Source organism: Streptomyces sp. NPDC007808, assembly GCF_042868655.1.
In the GTDB taxonomy this organism is placed as follows: domain Bacteria; phylum Actinomycetota; class Actinomycetes; order Streptomycetales; family Streptomycetaceae; genus Streptomyces.
The window spans coordinates 1,187,895-1,212,196 of sequence record NZ_JBIAEQ010000002.1 but is presented as its reverse complement, the minus strand read 5'-3'; the positions used below and the strand labels follow the sequence as shown (position 1 = coordinate 1,212,196).

18 protein-coding genes and 1 other RNA gene are annotated in these 24,302 nt (G+C 72.1%); 12 read left to right on the top strand and 7 right to left on the bottom strand.

The annotated features are described in order from the left end of the window. Position 1: 1 nt before the first annotated feature. The 4 genes from ACFYNL_RS11780 to ACFYNL_RS11765 form a co-directional block, all read right to left on the bottom strand. Positions 2–916 (bottom strand): carbohydrate ABC transporter permease, encoded by a 915-nt coding sequence (locus tag ACFYNL_RS11780; RefSeq protein ID WP_388800436.1) that lies wholly within the window; start codon positions 914–916, stop codon positions 2–4. Beyond that, a complete protein-coding gene (locus ACFYNL_RS11775) occupies positions 913–2,196 on the bottom strand; it encodes a carbohydrate ABC transporter permease (protein ID WP_388800655.1) in 1,284 nt (427 codons plus the stop codon). The genes ACFYNL_RS11780 and ACFYNL_RS11775 overlap by 4 nt, the downstream gene beginning before the upstream one ends. Before the next feature lie 67 nt (positions 2,197–2,263). After that, positions 2,264–3,640 (bottom strand): ABC transporter substrate-binding protein, encoded by a 1,377-nt coding sequence (locus tag ACFYNL_RS11770; protein ID WP_388800432.1) that lies wholly within the window; start codon positions 3,638–3,640, stop codon positions 2,264–2,266. Between the two features lie 267 nt (positions 3,641–3,907). Then, on the bottom strand, positions 3,908–7,570 hold the full coding sequence (locus ACFYNL_RS11765; protein ID WP_388800429.1) for an FtsK/SpoIIIE domain-containing protein: 3,663 nt from the start codon (positions 7,568–7,570) through the stop codon (positions 3,908–3,910). A 373-nt stretch (positions 7,571–7,943) separates the two neighbouring features. On the opposite strand from ACFYNL_RS11765, the gene ACFYNL_RS11760 reads away from it, so the two are divergent. The 4 genes from ACFYNL_RS11760 to ACFYNL_RS11745 all read left to right on the top strand — a co-directional run bounded on the left by ACFYNL_RS11760 (position 7,944) and on the right by ACFYNL_RS11745 (position 13,406). Then, positions 7,944–9,674, top strand: a complete 1,731-nt coding sequence (locus tag ACFYNL_RS11760) for a serine/threonine-protein kinase (RefSeq protein ID WP_388800427.1) — start codon at positions 7,944–7,946, stop codon at positions 9,672–9,674. Between the two features lie 216 nt (positions 9,675–9,890). Further along, a complete protein-coding gene (locus ACFYNL_RS11755; RefSeq protein ID WP_388800424.1) occupies positions 9,891–11,141 on the top strand; it encodes a serine/threonine-protein kinase in 1,251 nt (416 codons plus the stop codon). A 238-nt stretch (positions 11,142–11,379) separates the two neighbouring features. Then, positions 11,380–12,486, top strand: coding sequence for a peptide chain release factor 2 (prfB, locus tag ACFYNL_RS11750; protein ID WP_388800421.1), 1,107 nt, complete (start codon positions 11,380–11,382; stop codon positions 12,484–12,486). 290 nt (positions 12,487–12,776) lie between these two features. Further along, positions 12,777–13,406: an LPXTG cell wall anchor domain-containing protein gene (locus ACFYNL_RS11745; protein ID WP_388800418.1), complete on the top strand. Its 630-nt coding sequence runs from the start codon at positions 12,777–12,779 to the stop codon at positions 13,404–13,406. A gap of 106 nt (positions 13,407–13,512) precedes the next feature. Here ACFYNL_RS11745 and ACFYNL_RS11740 read toward each other — a convergent pair whose 3' ends face one another. Further along, positions 13,513–13,704, bottom strand: a complete 192-nt coding sequence (locus ACFYNL_RS11740) for a hypothetical protein (RefSeq protein WP_388800415.1) — start codon at positions 13,702–13,704, stop codon at positions 13,513–13,515. Between the two features lie 272 nt (positions 13,705–13,976). Here ACFYNL_RS11740 and ftsE point away from each other — a divergent pair, with 272 nt between their 5' ends. From ftsE to ACFYNL_RS11700, 8 genes are all read left to right on the top strand, one after another. Next, positions 13,977–14,666, top strand: a complete 690-nt coding sequence (gene ftsE, locus ACFYNL_RS11735) for a cell division ATP-binding protein FtsE (RefSeq protein ID WP_004000799.1) — start codon at positions 13,977–13,979, stop codon at positions 14,664–14,666. Between the two features lie 34 nt (positions 14,667–14,700). Continuing rightward, positions 14,701–15,618 (top strand): permease-like cell division protein FtsX, encoded by a 918-nt coding sequence (gene ftsX / locus ACFYNL_RS11730; RefSeq protein WP_388800412.1) that lies wholly within the window; start codon positions 14,701–14,703, stop codon positions 15,616–15,618. 68 nt (positions 15,619–15,686) lie between these two features. Then, positions 15,687–16,853 (top strand): S41 family peptidase, encoded by a 1,167-nt coding sequence (locus tag ACFYNL_RS11725; RefSeq protein ID WP_388800410.1) that lies wholly within the window; start codon positions 15,687–15,689, stop codon positions 16,851–16,853. 59 nt (positions 16,854–16,912) lie between these two features. Next, positions 16,913–17,455, top strand: coding sequence for an SsrA-binding protein SmpB (gene smpB, locus ACFYNL_RS11720; RefSeq protein ID WP_388800652.1), 543 nt, complete (start codon positions 16,913–16,915; stop codon positions 17,453–17,455). 151 nt (positions 17,456–17,606) lie between these two features. Then, positions 17,607–17,975: a transfer-messenger RNA gene (ssrA, locus tag ACFYNL_RS11715) on the top strand. Positions 17,976–18,158: 183 nt separating this feature from the next. Further along, positions 18,159–19,241: a DUF4232 domain-containing protein gene (locus tag ACFYNL_RS11710; RefSeq protein ID WP_388800407.1), complete on the top strand. Its 1,083-nt coding sequence runs from the start codon at positions 18,159–18,161 to the stop codon at positions 19,239–19,241. 13 nt (positions 19,242–19,254) lie between these two features. Continuing rightward, entirely contained in the window at positions 19,255–19,818 is a 564-nt protein-coding gene (locus ACFYNL_RS11705) for a hypothetical protein (protein WP_388800404.1), read from the top strand. 77 nt (positions 19,819–19,895) lie between these two features. Then, positions 19,896–20,879: an alpha/beta hydrolase family esterase gene (locus tag ACFYNL_RS11700; RefSeq protein WP_388800401.1), complete on the top strand. Its 984-nt coding sequence runs from the start codon at positions 19,896–19,898 to the stop codon at positions 20,877–20,879. Between the two features lie 60 nt (positions 20,880–20,939). Here ACFYNL_RS11700 and ACFYNL_RS11695 read toward each other — a convergent pair whose 3' ends face one another. Continuing rightward, positions 20,940–21,950 (bottom strand): LacI family DNA-binding transcriptional regulator, encoded by a 1,011-nt coding sequence (locus ACFYNL_RS11695; RefSeq protein WP_388800398.1) that lies wholly within the window; start codon positions 21,948–21,950, stop codon positions 20,940–20,942. Further along, positions 21,950–24,202 (bottom strand): alpha-xylosidase, encoded by a 2,253-nt coding sequence (gene yicI, locus ACFYNL_RS11690; protein WP_388800395.1) that lies wholly within the window; start codon positions 24,200–24,202, stop codon positions 21,950–21,952. The genes ACFYNL_RS11695 and yicI overlap by 1 nt, the downstream gene beginning before the upstream one ends. Positions 24,203–24,302 lie beyond the last annotated feature (100 nt).

Sequence of the window (24,302 nt, the reverse complement as noted above, 5' to 3'; positions counted from 1 at the left end):
GCTACTTGACGGCGCCCGCCATCACGCCGGACACGAACTGCCGCTGGAAGGCGAAGAACACGACCAGCGGGATCACCATGGAGATGAACGCGCCGGGTGCCAGGACGTCGATGTTGTTGCCGAACTGCCGTACCTGGGTCTGCAGGGCGACCGTGATCGGCTGGCTCCCCGCGTCCGTGAAGATCAACGCGACCAGCATGTCGTTCCACACCCACAGGAACTGGAAGATGCCGAGCGCGGCGATCGCCGGACCGCCGAGCGGCATCACGACACGCAGGAACAGCCGCAGTTCACCGGCGCCGTCCAGCCGGGCCGCCTCCAGCAGTTCCCGTGGAATCTCCGCGAAGAAGTTCCGCAGCAGGAACACCGCGAACGGCAGCCCGAAACCGACGTGGAAGAGGATCACGCCCATCAGGGAGCCGAAAAGGCCGATGTTGCCGAACAGTTCGGCGATCGGGATCAGCGCCACCTGCACCGGCACGACCAGCAGGCCGACCACGCCGAGGAACCACCAGTCGCGGCCCGGGAACTCCATCCACGCGAACGCGTATCCGGCGAGCGAGCCGATGACGACGACGAGGACCGTCGCCGGGACCGTGATCAGCACGGTGTTGAGGATCGAGTCGGTGATGTCGGGGTTGCTCAGCAGCTTGTCGTAGCTTTCGAAGGTGAGCTGGGAGGGCTTGCTGAACACCTCCCACCAGCCGCTCGCGGTCATCTCCTCGGGCGGGCGCAGGGAGGACAGCAGCAGACCGATCGTCGGGACCAGCCAGAACAGGCCGACGACGATCAGGAACACGCGTACCAGCCCGCCGCTGACGAAGGAGACGAGCCGGGCGCCGAGCGACTGCTCGGCCTTGCCGGTGCTGAGCGGCTGGGGCGCCCCCTTGGTGAGCTTGCCGGCGTCCGCGCTCATCGCCGCACCTCCCGCCTGAGCCTGCGGATGTTGAACCACATCACCGGGATCACCAGCAGCAGCAGGAACACCGCGATGGCGCTCGCGATGCCCGGTTGGTCCTCGGAGAAGCCCTTGCGGTACAGCTCCAGCGCCAGGACGTTCGCGTCGTCCTGGGAGGAGCCCGGGGCGATGATGAAGACCAGGTCGAAGATCTTCAGGACGTTGATCATCAGGGTGACCGTGACGACCGCGAGGACGGGCGCCAGCAGCGGCACCGTGATCCTGCGGAACACCTGCCACTCGTTGGCGCCGTCGACGCGGGCCGCCTCCAGCAGGTCGCGGGGGATGCCCGCGAGGCCCGCCGCGATCAGCACCATCGCGAAACCGGCCCACATCCAGATGTACGACCCGATGATGGCCGGCGTGACCAGGGACGGGCCGAGCCAGTCCAGGCCGTTGTACGCCTCCTTGAAGTTGTCCGGCGGCAGCCGCAGCTGTGCCCCGTCGGCGGCGGCCGGCAGCGTGAACGTGCCGTCGTCGGCGGCCTTCGTGGAGGCCACCACCTCGCCGTCCTTGACCGCCTCGATCTTCATCCCGGCGTAGCCCAGCTCGGAGGCGTCGACCTCGCCGAGCGTGCCGACGCCCTTGCCGCGCGTGAAGTCCTGCCAGGTGGTGCCGGTGACCTTGCCCGACTCCGGCTTCGCCGCCACGGCCCGCGCGGCGTCGTCCGGCATCTGGCCGGGGGCGACACCGACCAGGGGCAGGCTGACCGGGGTGCCGGCGCTGACGGTCGCCTTGGTGATGAACCCGCCGCCCGGAGCCGCTTCGAGCGGCGACTCACGGCCCGGATGGGCCTTCGGGAACGCGGACGCCTGCGCGAAGGTGTCGTGGACGCCCACCCACACCGCGTTCGCCACGCCCTTGTCCGGGTCCTGGTCGTACACGAGCCGGAAGATGATGCCCGCCGCCAGCATCGAGATCGCCATCGGCATGAAGACGACCAGCTTGAACGCCGTTCCCCAGCGCACCCGCTCGGTGAGCACCGCGAAGATCAGCCCGAGCGCGGTGGCGATCGTCGGGGCGAACACCACCCAGATCACGTTGTTCTTCAGGGCGGTACGGATGCCCTCGTCCGTGAACAGCGCCTCGTAGTTGTCGAATCCGGCGAAGCCGTCACCGGACTGGTCGTAGAAGCTGCGAACGACCGAGTACCCGATCGGGTAGACCACGAGCGCGCCCAGCAGCACCAGCGCGGGCAGCAGGAAGAGCGCCGCCATCGTCCTGCGCGTGCCGGTCACGCTCCTGCGCGACTTGGGTGCGGCAGGGGTCGGAGAGACCCCTGCCGCTTCCGTCGACGCCATGGCGTCAGTTTCCGTACGCCGCGGCCGCGTCGGCTTCCAGCTTCGCTTGCGTGCCCGCGATGTCCGACGGGTTCTTCAGGAAGTCCTGCAGCGCCTTCCACTCGCCCTTGCCGGGCGTGCCGCCGAACGCCTGCGGCGCCTGGTCGGACATGTCGAAGCGGAAGTCGTCACCGGAGTCGATGAGCGCCTTGGCGATCCTGCGCTGCACCTCGTTCGGATACGCCGAGTTGTCCACGTTCTTGTTCGGCGAGAGGTAACCGCCGAGCTTCGCCTGGATCGTCGCCGCGTCCGGGGAGGCGAGCCAGGTCGCCAGGGCCTGCGCGGCCTTGGAGTCCTGGAGGATGACGGCCGCGTCGCCGCCGGAGACGACCGGCGCGGTGCCGCCGACCGACGGGAACGGGAACACCTTCGCGTCGGTCCCGACCTCCGCCTTGGCCTGGGTGATGTTGACCTGCGCGAAGTCGCCCTCGTACACCATCGCGGCCTTCGGCTGGTCGCCACCCGTGAAGACCTGCGTGACCGACGCGGGGAAGTCCGTCTGGAGCGCCCCGGTCGCGCCGCCCGCCACGTAGTCCTTCTTGCCCCACACCTGGGCGAGCGTGGTGAGCGCGTCCTTCACGGACGGGTCGGTCCACTTGATCTCGTGCTTCGCCAGCTGGTCGTACTTCTCGGGACCGGCCTGGGAGAGGTAGACGTTCTCGAACCAGTCCGTGAGGGTCCAGCCCTCCGCGCCGCCGACGGAGAACGGGGTGACGCCGGAGTCGTAGACGGTCTGAGCGGTGGTGAGCAACTCGTCCCACGTCTTGGGCTCGGTGGCCCCCGCGTTCTCGAAGACCTGGTTGTTGTACCAGATCAGGGACTTGTTGGCGGCCTTGTAGTAGACGCCGTACTGCTTGTCGCCGACCTTTCCGATGTCCTGCCAGCCCTGCGAGTAGTTCTCCTGCAACTCCTTGATCACATCGGCGCCGAGGGGCTTGGCCCACTTCTTGTCGACGGCCTGCTTGATGGCGCCGGGCTGCGGAAGCATCGCGATGTCCGGCGGCTGACCGCCCGCCACCTTCGACCCGAGGAAGTTGATGATCGGGTCCTGGGCGGGCACGAAGGTCACCTTGGCGCCCGTGCGCTTCTCGAACTCCGCGAGGACCTTCTTGAAGTTCTCCTGCTCGGCGCCCGTCCAGACGGCCGCGACCTCAAGGGATTCGCCGTTCAGCTTGGGAAGGGTGACGGTGTTGCCGGTCTGCTGACCGCTACCGCCTGGTTCATTGCCGCTGTCCTTGTCATCGCCTCCGCAGGCGGTCAGCGAGAGTGCGAGGGCGCCCGCGGCCACGGCTGCCGCGGTCCGGGCGGCCCTCCTGGTCCGGTTCTTGCTCGTGCTGCGCATCACTGCCCCGTTCTTCGTGCCTCGTCGAACGTTCGAGCGCTGTCCCGTGCGGTCTGGTCTACGCCTTGGTGCTGAGGGCGGCAAGACCGCGTCATGTGTCAACCCGGGGATCGTGACCCCGTCGTGACCAGGCACCCCGCAGGGACGACGCCGTCGGTGGGGGACGTGACCCCCGGACTCCTGGTATCGGTCCGTACGGGGTGGTTCTCAAGCTCCCCGGAGATCTCCGGCGGGATCGAAGCGGTACGAGGGCCGGGCCCCGCGCACTCACAGCAGTGAGGGGACCTCCGAGGCCGAAACCTGCCGCGCCGCCCGCTCCAGCGCGCTGGCCAGCAACGCCAGGTCCGTAGGCCCGTTGCCCAGCTCGCGCACCGGACGCCGGGCCGGCGGGTCGCCCATGCGGTGCCACTCCAGCGGCACGACCGTGGGCCGCAGCGTGGCCGTCCGTGGGATACGGCCCGTGACCCGCCCGCCCTGGAACGGCACCGCTCTGCCGTCCGCCCAGGTCAGCCGTCCCCGGCCGGGCGCCGGTTCGTCCGGCCCCGCCGCCACCGCGTCCAGGGTCACCCGCAGTGTCGCCCGTCGCGCCGGTTCGGACTCAGCCGTACGGCCCCCGACGCCGGTGGCGGCCACCAGGTGCACCCCGAGCCGCTCGCCCTCCCGTGCCACGGCCTCCAGTGCGCGTATCACCGAACCCGCCGCGGGCCGGCCCGTCGACCCGAGCGCCGGGGAGACCAGCGCGTCCAGGTCGTCCACGACCACGACGAGCCGGGGCAGCGGCGGCACGGCCTCGGCCTCGGCCTGCCGCCGGGCCGCCGCCGGGCGCAGGCGGATCGTCGCGCTGGGCGGTGAATCGAGATCGCCCGCGCCGTCCCCCGCGGCGGCTCCGGCGCCCTGCGCGCCGCCGCCCTTGCCCGCCGCCCGCTGGGCGATCATCCGGCCCGACAGCGCACGTCCCGTGTGCCACTCGGCGAAGTCGGACCGCCCGAGCAGCTCCGCGCGCCGCTTCAGCTCGGCGCTGAGCGACTGGGCGAACTCCCGCATGCGGACCGGGTCGTTGGCGGTGAGATGGGTGGTGACATGCGGGACGTCCGTGCAGACCCGCAGCCCCTCGCCGTGACCGCCGCCCACGCCGTCCCGGCCGTCGATCAGCACGATGCCCAGCCGGTCCGGCCGCTCGGCCGCGGCGAGCGACGCGACGACGGCCCGCAGCAGTTCCGTCCGTCCGCTGCCGGGCGGTCCCTCGATCAGCAGGTGCGGGCCGTCGGCACCGAGGTCCGCGCTGACCGGTCCGCGCGGCCCGGCCCCGAGCACGGCGCACGCCCGGCCGCCGAGCGCCTCGGTGTCGTCGGCCGCGTCGGCCCAGCGCGCCATCAGCGACGCCGGGGTGGCTCGGGCCAGCCCCAGCTCGTCCAGCAGCCGCGCCGCCTGGGGCAGCGGCACGGACACCCGCGCGTGCCGCTCCCCGCCGGCCCCCTCGGTCCGCAACGGCGCCAGAGCCCGCGCGAACCGCTCCGCCCAGGCGAGCGAGACGGCGTCCAGGGCGGCCACGGTGCCGGGGCCCACGGGGCCGTGGTCGGGGGCGGGGGAGAGGTGAGGGCTGCGGCCGTCGGCGCCGTGGCCCGCGGGGATGTCACCGCTCGCCGGGCGGTGGGTGACGGTCCCGTGGCCACCCCCGTCATGTCCCGCCGGGGCGAGGCCGTCGGCGCCCCGGTCGGCGGCGCCGGACCGGGCCGCTCCGGTCCCGCCCGAGGTCGTGTCGGCCCCGCCGGACCGGGCCGCCCCGGTCCCGCCCGGGGCCGTGTCGGCCCCGCCGGTTCGCGCCACCCGCATCAGCCGCAGTGCCGTCGCCACGTCGCCGCTCAGCAGGGCGACCGCCCCGCACTCCCGGAACGTCGGCGACACCGTGCACGCCGCCTCGTAGGTCTCGGTCACCGGTGACGCGGGCGACGCGGCAGCCGTCTCGGCGAGACACACGACGTGGATCCCGCAGGCCGGCCCCTCCAGGGCGAGCCGCGCCACCGCCTCGCGCACGTCGGCGCCTCCGGGGTCGCCGTCCACGACGACCACGGTGTACGGCCCCGCGAAGGTGCCCGCCGAGTCGGCCGGGTCGTCGTCCCGCGCCCAGGAGGGCCGCCGGACGGCACCCTGGGCCGGCACCCGGCCGCCCGCACCGCGCGTGGGGTCGCTCGCTGCGCCGACGGCACCGCCTCGTGCGTCCGCCGCGAGGTCCTCCAGCCGCCGCAGCAGCTCCTGCGTGCGGGCCGCGGCCTGCTCACGGTCGTAGGCCAGCAGCAGACGGCAGTCCTGGCCGTGTCCGGGGCGCAGATGAGGGAGCCAGCCCAGCCAGGCCCACTCGGCGGTGCGCTCCCGCACGGTGCGTGACCGGTCGGCGCTGATCAGGACCAGCTCCAGGACGTCGGGCGAGTGCAGCGCGGCGAGCTGGGCGATCACCGAGCGGGCCAGCCCGGCGAGCCGCTCGCGCGGCCCTGCCAGCCCCAGTGCCCCGACCTCCCGCAGATCGGCGGTCACCGGTACCGCGGGCAGCAGGCCCGAACCGTCGGGGGCCGCCCGGTCGGCCGTGCCGAGCCGCACCGTGAGCGCCTCCGGGTGACCAGGGGCGCGCTCCCACAGCCGGGGGCCGGGCCCCAGGGCCGTCAGCAGCAGGGAGGCCGGGTCCGGCCAGGTCTCCGGCAGCCGGGGGCCGTCCGCCGCCGCGGGGAGGCGCGTCGCCGTGGCCGGCTCGTCGTCGTACGCCCCCGGCGGGACCGCCTCCTGCTCGCCGCGTCCGCCGGTCAGCCGCCGGGCCCACGCGGTGAGCCCGCCGCGCCTGCGCTCGCCGGGCGGTACGTCGGTGCCCCGAAGCGGGGTTCCCTTCCTGCGGCCGCCGCCCGCCCGGTCGGCGGTGAGGCCGGCCTCGGCGGACGTGCCGGCGGCGTGGGCCGCGCCGGACGGGAGGGCGGTGTCCGCGGCGCCGGGGGCGTCGTGACGCCCGTGGCCCGGTCCGAAGCCCGCGCCGTGCGTGTCGCCCCCGCGCGGTGTCGGCAGCGGGCCGCCCGCCCGGGTGTCCCTCTCGATCCGGGGTGCGCCGCCCTGCACCGGCACGACCGGCGGCTCGACGGGAGCGTGTTCCTGGGCGGACGGTCGGGCGGTCGGGTCGCCGCCGTCCGCCACGCGCGCGTGAGCCACCGCCGGGCTCTCGCCGCGCGGGCCGGCCGGCCCCTCCACGCCCCGCTCGTGCCCGGCGGGCACGCGCACGTGCCCCTCCCCGTCCGGCTCCGTGCGCACCCTCGCCCCGGGCCCACCGGCCGGAGCCAGCCGCAGCGCCGACTCGCCGATCCGCAGCAGCGCTCCCGGCGCGAACCGCACCGGACGCGTGGTCACGCCGGAACCGTCCAGCGTGGTGCCGTTCGTGGAACCGAGGTCGGCGACCGTGACGCGGCCGTCGGCGGCGACCGTGACGGCGCAGTGGAGGCGGGAGACGTCCGGGTCGTCCAGCGGGACGTCGGCGTCGGCCGAACGGCCGATGCGGATCTCGCCGCCGTGCAGCAGATGGACGCCGCCCGCGTCCGGCCCGGCCACGACATGGAGCTGGGTCGGGGCGTCGTCCAGCTCGGGATGGGGCTCGGGCGCGAGCGGGGCGCCCAGGGACAGCACCGCGCCGTCCGTCAGCGGGGGCTCGCCGAGCGTGCTGCGGCGCTCGTCCAGCCGCTCCGCCCCGGCGTACAGCACGGCCGGGCCCGAGCCGCGCTCGGTCTCGCCCGCGCGGGAGCCGGCCCCGTCCACGGACACCGCCGAGGCGAGCGCCGACGCCACCGCGGCCAGCGCCGTGCCCGCGGGCGCCGTGACCAGCACGTCGCAGCTCGCGGCACGGCCCCGCGCCGGGGCAGGTGGGGCCAGCGGATCTACGACGGTCAGCCGGATCTGCATCGGCGTCAGCGGTCCCTTCTGCGCGGGCGCGGACCAGTGCCCGTCTGATGGACGGGCCCTCCCACCCCTCACGAGCACATCGGCCAGTACTGCACGCATCCTCGCACCTGCCACTGACAGCGCGCCCCCCGCCCGAAGGCAAGTGATCTTGATTGGTCGGCTCTGCCCGCAAAAGTGCCTGACAGTTGACCTTCGGGCGATCGCTTGAGATCGGTCACGTCCGCTTCGGGCAACCGGGAGACAAAGGCGAGCGTCTTTCCTTCGAACATGTACGGGGAGCCGTACGTAAGACGCACAGAATGACGACAGGCCGGTGCCCCGGGGGACGGCACTACAGTGGGTCGGAACGTAGGCAAGCAGCAGGGAGCGCGACGTGCGGCCGGTAGGCAGCAAGTACTTCCTCGAGGAGCCGCTCGGGCGCGGCGCCACGGGGACCGTCTGGCGGGCCCGCCAGCGGGAGACCGCGGGCGCCGAGGCGGCCGTGCCGGGCCAGCCCGGTGAGACCGTCGCGATCAAGGTCCTCAAGGAGGAGCTGGCGGGCGATCCGGACATCGTCATGCGGTTCCTGCGGGAGCGGTCCGTCCTGCTGCGCCTGACCCACCCCAACATCGTCCGGGTCCGCGACCTGGTCGTCGAGGGCGATCTCCTCGCCCTGGTCATGGACCTCGTCGAAGGTCCCGACCTGCACCGCTACCTCCGCGAGAACGGCCCCTTCAGCCCGGTGGCCGCCGCCCTGCTCACCGCGCAGATCGCCGACGCCCTCGCCGCCAGCCACGCCGACGGGGTCGTCCACCGCGACCTCAAGCCCGCCAACGTCCTGCTGAAGCAGACCGACGGCCGGATGCACCCGATGCTGACCGACTTCGGCATCGCCCGCCTCGCCGACTCCCCGGGCCTGACCCGCACCCACGAGTTCGTCGGCACGCCCGCGTACGTCGCGCCCGAGTCCGCCGAGGGTCGTCCGCAGACGTCCGCCGTCGACATCTACGGCGCCGGCATCCTCCTGTACGAGCTGGTCACCGGACGCCCGCCGTTCGGCGGCGGCTCCGCCCTGGAGGTCCTGCACCAGCACCTGAGCGCCGAGCCGCGCCGCCCGTCCACGGTCCCCGACCCGCTCTGGACGGTCATAGAACGCTGCCTGCGCAAGAACCCCGACGAACGGCCCAGCGCCGAGAACCTCGCCCGCGCCCTGCGCGTCGTCGCCGAGGGCGTCGGCGTGCACGCCAACTCCGCGCAGATCGCGGCGGCCGAGGGCGTCGCCGCGCTGCTCGCCCCCGATCCCTCGCCGGCCACCGTGCCCGGCTCGGCTGACCCCACGCAGGTGCTGCCGCACGGCGCTGGCGGCGCCTTCGACCCGAACGCCGCGACCAGCGTCCTGCCGCACACCGGCGCCCCCGGCCCGGCGGGCGCCGCCGACCCCACGGCCGTACTGCCGAACACGGGCGGTCCCGGTGGTCCGGCCGGCGGCGATGCCGACCCGACGGCCGTCATGCCCCCGATGCCGCCGGGACCGCCCGGTCGGCAGCCCGGGCAGCCCGGACCCGAGGAGCCGCACCCCTGGCAGAACCAGCTGCGTGCCGCCCGGGACCGCAACGAGCAGACGCAGGTCCAGTACCTCGACCCCAACGAGGACCCGCTGCGCCGCCGCCCTCAGCGGCAGGTCGCCCGCCCGCAGCAGCAGCCGAGGCCCCAGCAGCAGCGGCCCCCGCAGGGCCGCCAGCAGGGCCGCCAGCAGGGGTACGGCCAGCCGCAGCAGCACCAGCCGCAGCCCTACGCCCCGCCGCACCAGCCCCAGCAGCAGCCGCAGCGGTACGCCCCGCCGCCCGCGCCGGAGCCGAGGCGACCGCAGCGCGAGCCGCGTCCGCCGCGGCAGCGCAGCGCGAACCCGATGCGGATCCCCGGGCTCGGCTGCCTGAAGGGCTGCCTGTTCACCATCGTCATCCTGTTCGTCGCGGGCTGGCTGATCTGGGAGCTGAGCCCGTTGCAGGGGTGGATCGGCACGGGCAAGGGCTACTGGGAGCAGCTGACCGACTGGTTCGGCACCGTCACCGACTGGATCGGGGAGCTGGGCGGCGGTTCGGGCGGGGGCTCGGGCACCAACTGACCGGAGGCCGTGCCGACTCCCGGCGGGGGGAGGCACGGCCTCGACGGGTTTGGGGATTTGTCGACACCAGGCGGGTGATTTCCGCCTCCGCGGTGAAGGTTGGCTTCTCGAACGCGTAGTTTTGTCGACCGGGGGTCCCGGTTGTGTCCGCTGGGGGTCCGGGGGGTCGGCCTTCGGAACGACGCAGCGCGACAACACGCGTCGGTAGGAGCAGTCTTGGCACGGAAGATCGGTAGCCGGTACACCGCCAACCAGATTCTGGGGCGGGGCAGCGCCGGCACGGTGTGGCTGGGTGAGGGGCCCGAGGGGCCCGTCGCCATCAAGCTGCTGCGTGAGGATCTGGCCTCCGACCAGGAGCTCGTCGGGCGGTTCGTGCAGGAGCGGACGGCACTGCTCGGTCTGGAGCACCCGAACGTCGTCTCCGTGCGCGACCTGGTCGTCGACGGCAACGACCTCGCGCTGGTCATGGACCTCGTCCGCGGCACCGACCTGCGCACCCGCCTCGACCGGGACCGGCGCCTCGCGCCGGAGGCGGCGGTGGCGATCGTGGCCGACGTGGCGGACGGGCTGGCGGCGGCGCATGCCGCCGGGGTCGTGCACCGGGACGTGAAGCCGGAGAACGTGCTCCTGGACATGCAGGGCCCCCTCGGGCCGGGAGGCTCGCATCCCGCCCTGCTGACGGACTTCGGTGTGGCGAAGCTCATCGATTCGCCGCGCCGTACCCGCGCCACGAAGATCATCGGGACGCCGGACTACCTGGCGCCGGAGATCGTCGAAGGGCTGCCGCCCCGGGCGGCGGTCGACATCTACGCCCTGGCCACGGTGCTGTACGAGCTGCTGGCGGGCTTCACACCGTTCGGCGGCGGCCACCCGGGGGCGGTCCTGCGCCGCCACGTCACGGAGTCGGTGGCGCCGCTGCCGGGCATCCCCGACGAGCTGTGGCAGCTGGTCGTGCAGTGCCTGGCGAAGGCGCCGGCCTCGCGGCTGCGGGCGTCGGAGCTGGGGGCGCGGCTGCGGGAGCTGCTGCCGCTGGTGGCCGGGATGCCGCCGCTGGACGTGGACGAGCCGGGCTCGGAGCCCGCGGAGGAGGAGGCTCCGGCCGCGGAGGAGGCGGCGGTGCCGCGGGACGGCGGGGAGCGGGCCCGACGGCGGGGCGCGGTGCCGTTGGTGCCGGGGGCCAGGCCGGCCGACTCCAACCGCGACACGCACACCTCGATGAGGGTGCCGGCGCCGGACGAACTGGCGGGCGGCGCGCGGGGCACGGCCCGAGTGCCGAGGGCGGCCGGGGCGCCCCGGCCCGGCTCGGCCCGCCACCGGGCGGTGGCCCGGCGCCGACGCGTGGCGCTGGGGGCGGCGGCGGTGGCGCTGGTGGCCGCGGCCGGAGTGGGCACGTGGCTGGCGACCTCCGACGACGACGCCGACGTACCGCCCCAGGACACGAACAACTCGGCCCCGGCGACCCCTTAGGGCCTGCCGTGGGGCGGAACGCGCACCTGGGCCGGGTCCGCGGAGTCCCGCCTGCCCGCGGCAGCCGGGCCCGCCCTCCCGGCCGACGAGGGGACTGGTGCGGACCCGGCCCGGCTGCCGCGCCGCCCGTTCCCGCACGGAGGGCGCAGCCCCTGCCGGGCCGCCGGTGGCGCCGGGGTGCCCCGTCGGCCGAGGGCGCCCGCGTCCCGCCGCTTGGCGGAGCCGTTACGCTGGAGGCGTGGCAGTCGTCGATGTTTCCGAAGAGCTCAAGTCCCTCTCCTCGACCATGGAGTCGATCGAGGCCGTTCTGGACCTCGACAAACTGAGGGCAGACATCGCCGTGCTCGAGGAGCAGGCGGCCGCGCCGTCCCTGTGGGACAACCCGGACGAGGCGCAGAAGATCACCAGCAAGCTGTCCCACCTCCAGGCGGAGGTGAGGAAGGCCGAGGCGCTGCGCGGGCGGATCGACGATCTCGCCGTGCTCTTCGAGATGGCCGAGGAGGAGGACGACCCGGACACCCGTGCCGAGGCCGAGTCCGAGCTCGCCGCCGTCCGCAAGGCACTGGACGAGATGGAGGTGCGCACGCTCCTCAGCGGGGAGTACGACGCCCGTGAGGCGCTCGTCAACATCCGCGCCGAGGCCGGCGGCGTCGACGCCGCCGACTTCGCCGAGCGGCTGCAGCGCATGTACCTGCGCTGGGCCGAGCAGCGCGGCTACAAGACCGAGATCTACGAGACCTCGTACGCCGAAGAGGCCGGCATCAAGTCGACCACCTTCGCCGTGCAGGCGCCGTACGCCTACGGGACGCTCTCCGTCGAGCAGGGCACGCACCGGCTCGTCCGTATCTCGCCCTTCGACAACCAGGGCCGGCGTCAGACCTCCTTCGCGGGTGTGGAGGTCCTGCCCGTCGTCGAGCAGTCCGACCACGTCGAGATCGACGAGAGCGAGCTGCGGATCGACGTCTACCGGTCCTCCGGGCCCGGTGGTCAGGGCGTCAACACCACCGACTCCGCCGTCCGGATCACCCACCTCCCGACGGGCATCGTCGTCTCCTGCCAGAACGAGCGGTCGCAGATCCAGAACAAGGCGACCGCCATGAACGTCCTCCAGGCCAAGCTGCTGGAGCGGCGCCGGCAGGAGGAGCAGGCCAAGATGGACGCCCTCAAGGGCGACGGCGGCAACTCCTGGGGCAACCAGATGCGGTCCTACGTGCTGCACCCGTACCAGATGGTCAAGGACCTGCGCACCGAGTTCGAAGTCGGCAACCCCGAGGCCGTGTTCAACGGTGAACTCGACGGGTTCCTCGAAGCCGGAATTCGCTGGCGCAAGCAGCAAGAGAAGTAACTTTGTCGACATGACAACTGCCGCCGCTCCGGCGGCAGTTGTCTTTTCTGTGTCCGCATGTCTGGGTTTTACATCACACTCACAGCCCGCAACTCCCGGCATAGTTCCCGTATTTGGACATGGCGCCCGCAAACGGCCTTGACGTGTGTTTGAAAAATGGGAAGGGTAAAGCGTGGCATGCGTATCTCTGGGGCGCATGTGAACCGGGGGGCTCACTTTCAGCTACCTCCGTCGATCACGGCCCCGAGCGCCGCCTCACTGACGATTCAGCTACTGGGGGTAGCAACCACATGACGAAGAAGACGCGGATCCGTATCGCGCGGCTCGCTGCCGGCGCCGTGATCGCGGCCGGTGCCTCGCTGACCGCCGCGGGTGCCGCATCTGCCGCCGAGGCGGACGACAGCTGCCTGCTCGGTCTCCTGTGCGCCGACGAGGACCCGACCGAGCCGCCGGTTCCCACCGACCCGCCGACGGACGTCCCGACGGACATCCCGACCGACATCCCGACCGACGAGCCCACGGTCGACCCGACGGAGCCGACGCTCGAGCCGACCGAGCCGACGGAGCCCACCGACGACCCGACCACCGACCCGACCGACCCCGGTAACGGGAACGGCAACGGGAACGGCAACGGCAACGGCAACGGGAACGGCAACAACGGCGGCGGCAACAACGCCGACCCCGACGGTGGCACCTCGACCCAGCAGGAGGGCTCCTCCGGCCTGGCCGACACCGGTTCGGACGACACCACCGCCACGGGCACCAGCACCTCCGCCCAGGGCGGCGGCGACGAGCTCGCCGAGACCGGTGCCGCTCAGACCACGTTCCTGCTGGTCGGCGCCGCCACGATGATCGCCGGTGGCATCGCCTTCCGCGTCCTGCCGCGTCTCGCGGGCGGCCGCGGCGGTGCGGCTGCCTGACGGCAGTCGCCACGTCACGCGGTGTGACTCACGCCGTACGGCCGAGGGGCCCGGAGCACGCTCGCTCCGGGCCCCTCGCCATGTTCGCGTACGGGTGGGCGGTCTTCTACGCGGTCTGGTGAGCCAGCAGTGCCACCGCGGCGATCAGCACCGCGAGCAGGGCGATCAGCGTCATGGGGTTCAGACCCGCGAACGGGTTCTCCTGCTGCATCCGCTCACGGTTCGCCCGGCAGACGGGGCAGCGGCCCTCACTCACGGGCGCGGCACAGTTCGCGCACACCAGCCGGTCGTACGTCATGCGCCACCCTCCTAGCCACTCGTTCCACCTGGACAACGCTCGCGGGCAACCGAACGTTCCCCCCTCCACTGTGCCAGGTTCCCGCGGAACCCGCGCCGGGTCGCTTGCACAGGGGTGGCCGGGGCCGTTTCGTCACCGCGCGCCCCCTAGGGGGCACCCCTGCCCGGCACAAAAGGGCACAACCCTTGCACAACCCCCACCGGTGCCTGCGCTCGTGCACCCGGTTCGCGTATGGTCACGCTCATCTACCCCCGGCGACCCGTGGTGCATCCGTGATCCGATTCGACAACGTCTCCAAGGTCTACCCCAAGCAGACCCGCCCCGCACTCAGGGATGTGTCCCTGGAAGTGGAGAAGGGCGAGTTCGTCTTCCTCGTGGGGTCCTCCGGCTCCGGAAAGTCCACCTTCCTGCGGCTCATCCTCCGCGAGGAGCGGTGCAGCCACGGGCAGGTGCACGTCCTGGGCAAGGATCTCGCACGCCTGTCCAACTGGAAGGTGCCGCAGATGCGGCGCCAGCTGGGGACCGTGTTCCAGGACTTCCGGCTCCTGCCCAACAAGACGGTCGCGGAGAACGTGGCCTTCGCCCAGGAGGTCATCGGCAAGTCCCGCGGCGAGATCCGCAAGTCCGTGCCGCAGGTGCTCGACCTCGTCGGGCTCGGCGGCAAGGAGGACCGCATGCCGGGCGAGCTCTCCGGCGGTGAGCAGCAGCGCGTGGCGATCGCCCGGGCCTTCGTCAACCGGCCCAAGCTGCTGATCGCCGACGAGCCCACCGGCAACCTCGACCCGCAGACCTCCGTGGGCATCATGAAGCTGCTCGACCGGATCAACCGGACCGGTACGACCGTCGTGATGGCCACGCACGACCAGAACATCGTGGACCAGATGCGCAAGCGCGTCATCGAGCTGGAGAAGGGCCGCCTCGTCCGCGACCAGGCGCGCGGCGTCTACGGCTACCAGCACTGACCGCCCCGTCCACGGAAAGGCCCAACCCGTCGCCATGCGCGCCCAGTTCGTACTGTCCGAGATCGGTGTCGGTCTCCGCCGCAATCTGACGATGACGTTCGCCGTCGTCGTCTCCGTCGCCCTGTCGCTCGCCCTGTTCGGCGGGTCGCTCCTGATGAGCGACCAGGTCAACACCATGAAGGGCTACTGGTACGACAAGGTCAACGTCTCGGTCTTCCTCTGCAACAAGTCCGACGCCGAGTCCGACCCCAACTGCGCCAAGGGCGCGGTCACCGACGACCAGAAGAAGGAGATCCTCGCCGACCTCGACAAGATGGCGATCGTCGAGAAGGTGACGTACGAGTCCCAGGACCAGGCGTACAAGCACTACAAGGAGCAGTTCGGCGACTCCCCGCTGGCCGCCTCGCTCACGCCGGACCAGATGCAGGAGTCGTACCGGATCAAGCTGAAAAACCCCGAGAAGTACCAGGTCATCGCGACCGCCTTCAACGGGCGGGACGGCGTGCAGTCGGTGCAGGATCAAAAGGGTATCCTGGACAACCTCTTCAAGCTGCTCAACGGCATGAACTGGGCGGCCCGCGCGGTGATGGCGCTGATGCTCGTCGTCGCGCTGATGCTGATCGTCAACACGGTGCGGGTCTCGGCGTTCAGCCGCCGGCGGGAGACCGGGATCATGCGCCTCGTCGGGGCCTCCGGTTTCTACATCCAGGCGCCGTTCATCATGGAGGCGGCGGTCGCCGGGCTCATCGGCGGAACGGTCGCCTGCGGGTTCCTGGTGATCGCGCGGTACTTCCTCATCGACCACGGGCTGGCCCTGGCCGACCAGCTGACCCTGGTCAACTTCATCGGCTGGGACGCCGTGTTGACCAAGCTCCCGCTCATCCTCGCGACGAGCCTGCTGATGCCGGCCTTGGCGGCATTCTTCGCGCTGCGCAAGTACCTGAAGGTGTGACCAACGCCAACGGGGCCGTACGGGCAAGGGACCGTGCGGCCCCTTCGCGTTGTCCTAGACTCACCGGCATGTCAGGTCGTGACCTGTTCTGTCAGCCCCGCCGTCTCGGCCGCGGGGCCGCCCTGACATTGGTGTTCGCGAGCGTGCTCGTCGCCGGTGCCGCGACCGGCGCCCTGCCCGGCCCCGACCGGAAGTCCGCCGACCCGGCGGCCGGTTCTGCCGTCTCCGAGGGCCGGCACGAGGTGGTGGCCCGGGCGGCCGCGGAGGCCATGGCGGCGGGCCAGTCCCCCGTGGAGGCCGCCGAACGCGCGGTGAGCCGCAGCGGGGACCGCTGGGGCGCCGTCTACTCCCAGGGTGAGTACAAGGAGTTCGAGGAGGCCCTCGACGGCCAGTACACCGGCGTCGGCCTCTGGGCCCGGCGGGAGCGGGACGGCCGTATCGAGGTGACCCGGGTGCGGGCCGGGTCCCCCGCGGCGTCGGCCGGGATCCGCGCCGGCGACCGGCTGCGCAGCGTCGACGGCGAGAAGGTCGACGGGCGCCCGGTCACCGAGGTCGTCGCCTTACTGAGGGGCGACGCGAAGGACGCGACCGCCGGTACGGCGGTGAAGGTGGGCCTGGAGCGCGGCACGCGCGCGTGGGACCTGACGTTGCGCCGGGCACGCCTGTCCACCGACCCGGTCACGGTTCGCACCCTCGGCGACGGCGTCACCGTCATCCGGATCTCCTCCTTCACCAAGGGATCCGGCGAGGAGGTCCGCACCGCGCTGCGCCAGGCCCCCGCCGACAGCGGGGTCGTCCTCGACCTGCGGGGCAACCCCGGCGGCCTGGTCACGGAGGCCGTCACCGCCGCCTCCGCCTTCCTCGACGGGGGCCTCGTCGCCACCTACGACGTGGACGGCGAACAGCGCGCCCTGCACGGCGAACCCGGCGGTGACACCACCAGGCCCCTGGTCACGCTCGTCGACGGGGGCACGATGAGCGCGGCCGAGCTGCTCACCGGCGCCCTGCAGGACCGCGGCCGAGCGGTCGTCGTCGGCAGCCGCACCTTCGGCAAGGGCTCGGTCCAGATGCCGAGCCGCCTGCCCGACGGCTCCGTCGCCGAACTGACCGTCGGCCACTACCGCACTCCCTCGGGGCGGGCCGTCGACGGCCGCGGGATCATGCCGGACCTGGAGGCCGACCGGCAGGTCCTGGAGCGGGCGGAGACGGTCCTCAGCGGCCTCGGCGACTCGTAAATCGGCTTCCCGTCCACCCCCTCCGTGGTGCGAAAATGGACGGCACTATGAGCAAGGGAATGTACGTACCGAAGGAGTCCCAGCCCAAGCAGGGCGGGTCGGCCGCGAAGGTCAGGGACGGCGAGAAGGGCGGCAAGCGCAAGATCGTCGCCCAGAACAAGAAGGCCCGGCACGACTACGCGATCATCGACACCTATGAGGCCGGACTGGTGCTCATGGGTACCGAGGTCAAGTCGCTGCGCGAGGGACGCACGTCGCTGACCGACGGCTTCGTCCAGATCGACCGGGGTGAGGCGTGGCTGCACAACGCCCACATCCCCGAGTACCACCAGGGCAGCTGGACCAACCACTCCGCGCGCCGCAAGCGCAAGCTCCTCCTGCACCGTGAGGAGATCGACAAGCTGGAGGCCAAGTCCCAGGAGACGGGTCACACGATCGTGCCCCTCGCCATCTACTTCAAGGACGGCCGCGCGAAGGCCGAGATCGCCCTGGCGCGAGGCAAGAAGGAGTACGACAAGCGCCAGACCCTGCGGGAGAAGCAGGACCGGCGGGAGTCGGACCGCGCGATCGCCGCGGCGCGGCGCCGGCAGCGGGGCGTCTAGCGGGCAGCGGAGCGTCGAGCGAGTACGGGCCCGCGGGCGGCCGCCGGGAATACGCTGGCATCGTCGCGCGTTGGTCACGTACGATGGCACCGCACCTCACAGAGGGTGCGCGCCCTCCTCCGGTCTCCGGAGAGGATTGATAAAACAACATGGGGATGATCGGTTTCGACAGCGGCTGTTGAAGCAGGGGAAGCGTGTCGAGGAAGCGGCAATGATCTCGTAAACCATATGTCGCAAAAAATAATCGCCAACACCAAGCGCGATTCCTTCGCCCTCGCTGCCTAAGTAGCGACTTGCGAAGTGTCAGCCCGGGGCTGTTCCCGACCCGGATCCTGGCATCAGCTAGGGAACTAAACCTTGATCCCGGTCACGGGGTGAAAAGGGAAACCAAACAGTGACTGGGCCCGTCGGCGACTTGTTCGCGTGATCGCCGGGGCCGAGAAAATCACAGCGAACTGCACACGGAGAAGCCCTGATTCTGCACCGTTGGACGCGGGTTCGATTCCCGCCATCTCCACGATCGGGAGGTTCTCGCGAATCTCCTCACCCATGTGGGCGAAGGCCCCGCTGCTTCCGGGCAGCGGGGCCTTCGTCTTGTTCCGTCTCCGGCTGCCCGCATCGCCGAGTGATCTGTGACACCCCTGTGACCGGAGGTGTGGGTTCCGCCACAGCCTGTGCGCCACCGCCCTGGTGGGGTGGGCCGATGACCACCACCCCCCGCACCGTCCCGGCCGTCCTCGCCGGCGTCCTGTTACTCGCCGCGTGCGGTTCGCAGCGCCCCTCGGCGCAGGGCGATGCGGGGCAGGCGCGCGGCGGCGGGGACGCTCCGGTGCGGGCCGAGGCGCTGTGCCCCTCGGAGTTCACGCGGTACGGCGGTGCCCCGCCGACCGGTGAGCCGGCGTCCCGCCCCAGCCCCTCCGGTACGCCCACGCCGCTTCCGCTCCCCTCGCTCACCGGTCCCGGCGAACACGGCGTCGAGGTCACCGGTCTGTACGCCTGGGGGCCGGACAGCGGCTGCGCGGCCGGGTACTCCGCCGACTTCGAGGTCACCAACCGGCAGCGGGAGCCGCTCACTTACACCGTCACCATCAGCTTCCGCAGCGCAACCTCAGGCGCGGTCGACAACGTCGAGCAGACCGTCGAGTCGGTGGCCCCGGGGCGGACGGTCACCGGATCCGTCGCCATGAGCCAGTCGCCCGGGAAGGCCTTCGACGTGTCGGGCGCGCAGGTGCTGAAGGTGCGCAGCGTGCCCGCCGACGAGGCGTCGACGGCCTCGGGGCCGTGTCCGGCGTCCGGGGTGCACGTCTACGCGGACCGGGGGGACGCCGCCCTGGGCCTGCGCGTCGTCGGGCTGCACCTCGTCAACTGCGGCACCCGGCCGTACCGGCTCGACGGCTACCCGGAGCTGGAACTCCTCGACGAGGAGCACGACTTCGTCGACAGCGTGCGGATCCTCCACGGAACCGAGCGGATCAGCCCGGCCGCCGGCGGCGAGGGCGGCCCGCGCCCCGTGGTCCTGCGACCGGGTGAGGCCGCGCTGGCGGGGCTGGCGTGGCGCAACACCACCGGGGCAGGTGAACCGGTGAACGCGCCGTACGTCCGCGTCCGGGCGAAGCCTGGCGCTCCTGCCGTGACGGTGGTGCCGGAGTTCGACCTCGGGACGACGGGCAGGCTCGGCGTCGGGCCGTGGAAGAAGGACGAGACGTACCAGGGCGCCGGCACCGCCACCGGGCGGCCGACGCCGCCGCCCGCGTCCGCCGTCCCCTCGGCCTTCCCGGCTCCGTGAACCGCGGTGGCCGATGACCGGCCTTTTGATCCTCCTCGTGTGCGCGGTCGCGGTGTTCCTCCTCGCCCACCCGCGCATCCCGCCCGGTGTCAGGGTCGTCGTCCTGACCGCGCCTCCGGTGGCCGGGCTGGTCTGGTTGCTGGAGGCGGTGTTCGACGACACGTCCGCGGCCGTCGGCGTCGCCGCGGTGTTCGGTGTCGTGCTGGTCGCTCTCATCGGGCTCCTGGGGCATCCTCGCCTGCCGCTGTGGGCGAAGACGAGCGTGTTCCTCACCGTTCCGGTGGCGGCGCTGGCCTGGCTGCTTGTTGTCACGGCCGACGACACGATCAAGGATCCCGGCGAGGACCCCTGCTCCATGTACTACGGCGGCGTCGGCGTCTCCAAGGCGTTTCCCCCGCAGGCCTACTGCCTGTACGAGTCCGGCGGCACCCACGACCTCGCGACGGGCGCCCAGTTCGTGTTCTGGGTGTGCTTCGTCAGCAGTGTGCTGCTGCTGGGGCTGGGCCTGTGGGAGGTCGTGCGGGACCCGAGGACGTTCGTCCGGCAGTTCCGCGGGGGCGGTTCGCTCACCGAGTGAACCACCATGGCGCGCATGTCCGTTGTGGTGTCCCGCTCCATATCGAGGGGCCGTTCACGCTTCTACGGTTCTTCCGCATGACACAGACCCCAGCCGCACGTCGTCGAACCGCCGTCGGGGTGACTCTTCTCCTCGCCCTGATCACCGCCCTTCTCACACCGGGCAGAGCCGCGGCCGCCTCGCTGCAGGAGGTCACCTACTTCGGGTCCGATCCGGGCGCACTGCGCATGTTCCGGTACGTTCCCGACGGGCTTCCCGCCGGACGGCCCGTGGTCGTCGCGCTGCACGGCTGCACGCAGAACGCCTCCGGCTACGGCACCGGCAGCGGATGGACGCAGCTCGCCGACCGGTGGGGCTTCTCGGTCGTCCTGCCGCAGCAGCAGGGCGCCAACAACCCCTCGTCCTGCTTCAACTGGTTCCAGAGCGGCGACATCGCCCGCGGCCGGGGCGAGGCCGCCTCCATCGCGCAGATGGTGGACCGGCAGCTCGCCGACGTGTCCGGTGACGCGTCGCGGGTGTATGTCACCGGGCTGTCCGCCGGGGGCGGGATGACGGCCGTGATGATGGCCGCGTATCCGGAGAAGTTCGCGGCGGGCGGGATCGTCGCCGGGCTGCCGTACGGGTGTGCCCAGGCGGCCGGATCGCCGTACGTGTGCATGTACGTCGGGGCCACGCAGAGCCCGCGGCAGTGGGGCGACCGGGTGCGCGCCGCCCGACCCGGCCACACCGGTCCCTGGCCCACGCTGATCGCCTTCCAGGGCACGGCCGACCACACCGTCAGGCCGGTCAACATGACCGACCTGACGGGCCAGTGGACCGACGTGCACGGCACCGACCGGACGGCCGACCTGAGCGACACGGTCGCCGGGCACCCCCACCAGGTCTTCCGGGACGCGTCCGGACGCGCGGTCGTGGAGACCTACAGCCTCACCGGGACGGGACACGGCCAGCCCGTCGATCCGGGGGCCGGGAGCGAGCAGTGCGGGAGTGTTGGAGCGTATCTACTCGACGTGGATGTGTGCGCGGCGTACCGGATGGGGCGGGCTTGGGGGCTGGGCTGAGCGCGGCCCCGGGTCACGGTCCGGGCATGACGGACCGCCGCCGCGGGCGGCGACGGCCCGTCATGCCCGCGTCCGCCGGGCCGTACTGCCGCGTTCCGTCATCCGCGGCGGCAGCGACGTCGACTCCGGAACCGCTTTCCCGTCCAGCTTGCCCATCAGCAGCTCCACCGCCCGCGCCCCCACCTCGGCGGTCGGCAGCGCGATCGAGGTGACCGGTACCGGCAGGGACTCGGCCACCTCGTCGGGGCAGATCGCGGTGAGGGAGATGTCGGCCGGGACGCGCAGGCCCAGCTGCTCGAAGGCCTCGATCAGCGGCTCCAGGATCTCCTCGTTGTGGACCACGACGCCCGTCAGCGCCGGCTGCTCGCGCAGGAGTTGTTCCGCGACCGCGCGGGCAGCCGCCGGCGACGCCTCGCACGGACGCACCGTCGACGACAGCCGGCCGCGGTCCGCGGCCGCCGTGAAGCCCCGTACCACCCGGTGGGCGAACGCCGTCCGACGTACGTACACCTCGGGCGGGGACCCCACCAGCGCCACCGCCCGGTGCCCGAGCCGCGCCAGGTGCTCGACGCAGGCCTCACCCGCCGCCTGGAAGTCGAGGTCGATGCAGGTCAGGCCGGCGGAGTCGGCCGGGAAGCCGATCAACACCGACGGGCGGTCCAGGCCCCGCAGCAGCGGCACCCGCGGGTCGTCCAACTGCACGTCCATCACGATCAGCGCGTCCACCCGCGCCGTGTCCACGGCCCGCCGCAGCCCTTCCTCGCCCTCCTCCCGAGTCAGCAGCAGCACGTCATGGTCGTACCGACGGGCCGTCGTCACCACCGACACCGCGAACCGCATGACGACGGGCACGTTGATGCCCGCCCGCAACGGCAGCACCAGCGCCAGCACGTTCGACCTGCCGCCGGCCAGTGCCCGGGCGCCGGCGTGCGGGCGGTAGCCCAGCCGGCGGACGGACTCCTCGACGCGGCGCCGGGTCTCCTCGGAGATCGGTCGTTTGCCGCTGAGCGCGTAGGACACCGTGCTGGGGGAGACCCCGGCATCCCGGGCCACGTCCGTGATCTTCACCATCAGCCCAGCTCCACGGAGAGGAACCCGGTCCCCGCCTGCGCCCGCACCTCGCGCTCGCCGGCCGCCAGTCCCCAGGGCGCGGACGGGTCACCGCACGAGGCCCGCAGGGTGCCGCCCTCCCGGACGACCGTGAAGACGACGTCCCCGACCCGCACCGTCCGGCTGCCGCCGCGCTCCATCCCGTACGCCCGCAGTGTGACTCCGTCGGCGTGGGCGTAGTCGGGGCGGTCGTCCACCGCGCCGACCGGGATCACCGCGCCCGGCCGCACCAGCAGCGGCATGCTGGAGAAGCCGTGCTTCTCGCGCACCCAGCGCGGACCCGTCACCGTCCGCCCGTCGAGGAAATGGGTCCAGGTGCCTTCGGGGACGTAGTACCGGACGTCCCCCTCGTCGCTGAAGACGGGCGCCACCAGCAGGTCCGGGCCGAGCATGTACTGCCGTTCCAGATGCGCGCACCCGGGGTCGTCCGGGAACTCCAGCACCATCGCCCGCATCATCGGCACGCCCTCGGCGTGGGCGGTGCGGGCGGCCTCGTACAGATAGGGCATGAGCCGCAGCTTCAGGCGGATGAACCTCCGGGCCACGTCCACGGCTTCCTCGTCGAACAGCCAGGGGACGCGGTACGACGACGACCCGTGCAGCCGGCTGTGGGAGGACAGCAGGCCGAACGCCAGCCACCGCTTGAACAGGGCCGGTGACGGTGTGCCCTCGAAGCCGCCGATGTCATGGCTCCAGTACCCGAAGCCGGACAGGCCGAGGGAGAGGCCGCCGCGCAGGGACTCCGCCATCGACTCGTACGTCGCCTCGCAGTCGCCGCCCCAGTGCACGGGGAACTTCTGGCTCCCCGCCGTCGCCGAGCGGGCGAAGACCACCGCCTCCTGCTCGCCCCGGTGCTTGCGCAGCACGTCGAAGACGGTGCGGTTGTACAGGTAGGTGTAGTAGTTGTGCATCCGCTCCGGATCGGCGCCGTCCGACCACGCCACGTCGAGCGGTACCCGCTCGCCGAAGTCGGTCTTGAAGCAGTCGACGCCCTGCGTGAGCAGCGCTTCCAGCTTGGCGGCGTACCAGTCGCGGGCGGCGGGGGAGGTGAAGTCCACCAGCGCCATGCCGGGCTGCCACAGGTCCCACTGCCAGATGCTGCCGTCCGGCCGTTTCAGCAGGTGCCCCAGAGCCCTGCCCTCCGCGAAGAGCGGGGAGCGCTGGGCGATGTAGGGGTTGATCCAGACACAGATCCGCAGTCCCCTGGCCTTGAGCCGGGACAGCATGCCCTCCGGATCCGGGAAGACCCGCGGGTCCCAGCGGAAGTCGCACCAGTTGAACTCGCGCATCCAGAAGCAGTCGAAGTGGAAGACGGACAGCGGCAGTTCGCGCTCGCGCATGCCGTCCACGAAGGACGTGACGGTCTTCTCGTCGTACGACGTCGTGAAGGACGTCGACAGCCACAGACCGAAGGACCACGCGGGCGGGAGGGCGGGGCGGCCGGTGAGCGCCGTGTACGTGCGCAGGATGTCCTTGGGAGTCGGGCCGTGGATGACGTAGTACGTCAGCTCCTGGGTCTCCGCGCTGAACTGCACCCGGGAGACGACCTCCGAGGCCACCTCGAAGGAGACCATGCCCGGGTGGTCGACGAAGACGCCGTAGCCCGCGTCGGTGAGGTAGAACGGCACGTTCTTGTAGGCCTGCTCGCTGCACGTGCCGCCGTCGGCCTGCCAGACGTCGACGACCTGCCCGTTCTTCACCAGCGGGCCGAAGCGCTCGCCGAGGCCGTACACGGAGGTGCCGACCCCGAGGTTCAGCTGCTCGCGCAGGTGGTGCGCGCCGCTCGCGTCCCGCATGATGCCCATGCTCCTGTGGCCGCTGGAGGTGAGGGTGCGGCCGCCGGCCAGGAACTCGACGTGCCAGCGTCCGGTGCGCGCGACCCGCAGCGACAGCGCGCCGGAGGTGAGGGTCGCGTATTCGTCGTCGTACGAGATCTGGGGGGTGGTCCCGTCCGACCGGTCGATCTCGAACCGCGGCCCGCGAGGTTGCCCGCCCGCGAAGTGGGTGAGGGTGAGGCCGATGACGTCCGGCATCGGGGTGTGGGCCTTGATCGTCATGACCGGTCCTGCCATCAGGTCGCCGCGTGAGCGGATGGGCCGGGTCGGTGCGTGGATCTCCAGCGAGCCGTCCGCATCCGTGACGTCGAGAACCTCGGCCGGGTGGGCGGCGGTCACGCCCTCGCGCAGCAGCCAGTAGCCGTCGGTGAACTTCATGGGTGAGGTCCTAACCTCGCGGGCACCCCACGATCGTCGAATCGTTTCGATGCCGTCCGTCGAAGCGCTTCGACGCGAAGCTATGTGCGGCCCCGTGAGG

Excerpts from the sequence above, each read along its gene's own strand:
- ACFYNL_RS11780 (WP_388800436.1), bottom strand. The coding sequence starts at position 916 with ATGAGCGCGGACGCCGGCAAGCTCACCAAGGGGGCGCCCCAGCCGCTC.
- ACFYNL_RS11770 (WP_388800432.1), bottom strand. The coding sequence starts at position 3,640 with ATGCGCAGCACGAGCAAGAACCGGACCAGGAGGGCCGCCCGGACCGCG.
- ACFYNL_RS11765 (WP_388800429.1), bottom strand. The coding sequence starts at position 7,570 with ATGCAGATCCGGCTGACCGTCGTAGATCCGCTGGCCCCACCTGCCCCG.
- ACFYNL_RS11745 (WP_388800418.1), top strand. The coding sequence starts at position 12,777 with ATGACGAAGAAGACGCGGATCCGTATCGCGCGGCTCGCTGCCGGCGCC.
- ACFYNL_RS11740 (WP_388800415.1), bottom strand. The coding sequence starts at position 13,704 with ATGACGTACGACCGGCTGGTGTGCGCGAACTGTGCCGCGCCCGTGAGT.
- ftsX (WP_388800412.1), top strand. The coding sequence starts at position 14,701 with ATGCGCGCCCAGTTCGTACTGTCCGAGATCGGTGTCGGTCTCCGCCGC.
- ACFYNL_RS11725 (WP_388800410.1), top strand. The coding sequence starts at position 15,687 with ATGTCAGGTCGTGACCTGTTCTGTCAGCCCCGCCGTCTCGGCCGCGGG.
- smpB (WP_388800652.1), top strand. The coding sequence starts at position 16,913 with ATGTACGTACCGAAGGAGTCCCAGCCCAAGCAGGGCGGGTCGGCCGCG.
- ACFYNL_RS11710 (WP_388800407.1), top strand. The coding sequence starts at position 18,159 with ATGACCACCACCCCCCGCACCGTCCCGGCCGTCCTCGCCGGCGTCCTG.
- ACFYNL_RS11705 (WP_388800404.1), top strand. The coding sequence starts at position 19,255 with ATGACCGGCCTTTTGATCCTCCTCGTGTGCGCGGTCGCGGTGTTCCTC.
- ACFYNL_RS11700 (WP_388800401.1), top strand. The coding sequence starts at position 19,896 with ATGACACAGACCCCAGCCGCACGTCGTCGAACCGCCGTCGGGGTGACT.
- ACFYNL_RS11695 (WP_388800398.1), bottom strand. The coding sequence starts at position 21,950 with ATGGTGAAGATCACGGACGTGGCCCGGGATGCCGGGGTCTCCCCCAGC.
- yicI (WP_388800395.1), bottom strand. The coding sequence starts at position 24,202 with ATGAAGTTCACCGACGGCTACTGGCTGCTGCGCGAGGGCGTGACCGCC.